Genomic DNA, 2,354 nt, shown 5'->3' on the forward strand with positions numbered 1-2,354 from the left:
CTTGTACACTTTCAGAAACTTGACCTCCGGGTACTTAGATGTTTCAGTTCCCCGGGTCTGCCTTCAGTTACTCTATGTATTCAAGTAACGATACTATCCCATTACGGATAGTGGGTTTCCCCATTCGGAAATCTCCGGATCAAAGCTTACTTACAGCTCCCCGAAGCATATCGGTGTTAGTCCCGTCCTTCATCGGCTCCTAGTGCCAAGGCATCCACCGTGCGCCCTTTCTAACTTAACTTGATTTGGCTAAAGATGTTACTCTTTACCCTAATTCTTCTATTTACATAGAGAATCTAAGATGGCGATTACTCGGTTTTATCTTGGTTTTTCTTCTATATGATTTAGTTTTCAAAGAACAATTTTATATCATGAGGAATTGCTCCCTCAAAACTGAACAACAAACTATCAACAATCTATGAATGGAATAAATCCATTTTTCCTTAGAAAGGAGGTGATCCAGCCGCACCTTCCGATACGGCTACCTTGTTACGACTTCACCCCAATCATCTATCCCACCTTAGGCGGCTGGCTCCCAGAAGGGTTACCCCACCGACTTCGGGTGTTACAAACTCTCGTGGTGTGACGGGCGGTGTGTACAAGGCCCGGGAACGTATTCACCGCGGCATGCTGATCCGCGATTACTAGCGATTCCAGCTTCATGTAGGCGAGTTGCAGCCTACAATCCGAACTGAGAATGGTTTTATGGGATTGGCTCGACCTCGCGGTTTTGCTGCCCTTTGTACCATCCATTGTAGCACGTGTGTAGCCCAGGTCATAAGGGGCATGATGATTTGACGTCATCCCCACCTTCCTCCGGTTTGTCACCGGCAGTCACCTTAGAGTGCCCAACTAAATGCTGGCAACTAAGATCAAGGGTTGCGCTCGTTGCGGGACTTAACCCAACATCTCACGACACGAGCTGACGACAACCATGCACCACCTGTCATCCTGTCCCCCGAAGGGGAACGTCCTATCTCTAGGATTGTCAGGAGATGTCAAGACCTGGTAAGGTTCTTCGCGTTGCTTCGAATTAAACCACATGCTCCACCGCTTGTGCGGGCCCCCGTCAATTCCTTTGAGTTTCAGCCTTGCGGCCGTACTCCCCAGGCGGAGTGCTTAATGCGTTTGCTGCAGCACTAAAGGGCGGAAACCCTCTAACACTTAGCACTCATCGTTTACGGCGTGGACTACCAGGGTATCTAATCCTGTTTGCTCCCCACGCTTTCGCGCCTCAGCGTCAGTTACAGACCAAAGAGTCGCCTTCGCCACTGGTGTTCCTCCACATCTCTACGCATTTCACCGCTACACGTGGAATTCCACTCTTCTCTTCTGCACTCAAGTCCCCCAGTTTCCAATGACCCTCCACGGTTGAGCCGTGGGCTTTCACATCAGACTTAAAGGACCGCCTGCGCGCGCTTTACGCCCAATAATTCCGGACAACGCTTGCCACCTACGTATTACCGCGGCTGCTGGCACGTAGTTAGCCGTGGCTTTCTGGTTAGGTACCGTCAAGGTACGAGCAGTTACTCTCGTACTTGTTCTTCCCTAACAACAGAGTTTTACGATCCGAAAACCTTCATCACTCACGCGGCGTTGCTCCGTCAGACTTTCGTCCATTGCGGAAGATTCCCTACTGCTGCCTCCCGTAGGAGTCTGGGCCGTGTCTCAGTCCCAGTGTGGCCGATCACCCTCTCAGGTCGGCTACGCATCGTCGCCTTGGTGAGCCGTTACCTCACCAACTAGCTAATGCGCCGCGGGCCCATCTGTAAGTGACAGCGTAAACCGTCTTTCAGCTTTCCTACATGAGTAGGAAAGGATTATCCGGTATTAGCTCCGGTTTCCCGAAGTTATCCCAGTCTTACAGGCAGGTTGCCCACGTGTTACTCACCCGTCCGCCGCTAACTTAAAAAGCAAGCTTTTTAAGTCCGCTCGACTTGCATGTATTAGGCACGCCGCCAGCGTTCGTCCTGAGCCAGGATCAAACTCTCCGATAAAGAGTAAGATTAGCTCATTGCTAAACTCTAGCTTTTGTTACTTGTTTTGTTTCTATAACGAAAGTTATAAAAACGATTATTGTTGACGTTTGTTTGTTCAGTTTTCAAAGAGCAATTTAATGTTGCTGTTAGGAGCAACTTTTATATAATAACACAGCATTTCACCGTGGTCAACTTCTACGAACAAACTTTTTTAAAAAAAGAAAGAATGTTTTTTTCGAATTAGCGACATCTACTAATATACCATTCGCATTCGTGGAAGTCAACTTCTTTTTAGAGGTTTCTACTAGTTGAAATGTTTTTCTATTCTACATAATAAACTCTCTTACAGCAATAGATAGTTCAACGTTAATAATT

General features: G+C 47.7%; 2 rRNA genes. Both read right to left on the bottom strand.

The annotated features are described in order from the left end of the window. Positions 1-241 (bottom strand): 23S ribosomal RNA (locus AB0C25_RS36530); the annotation flags it as partial. Between the two features lie 206 nt (positions 242-447). Beyond that, positions 448-1,997 (bottom strand): 16S ribosomal RNA (locus AB0C25_RS36535). Positions 1,998-2,354: the final 357 nt, after the last annotated feature.

Source organism: Micromonospora sp. NPDC048839 (assembly GCF_040649915.1).
In the GTDB taxonomy this organism is placed as follows: Bacteria; Actinomycetota; Actinomycetes; order Mycobacteriales; family Micromonosporaceae; genus Micromonospora.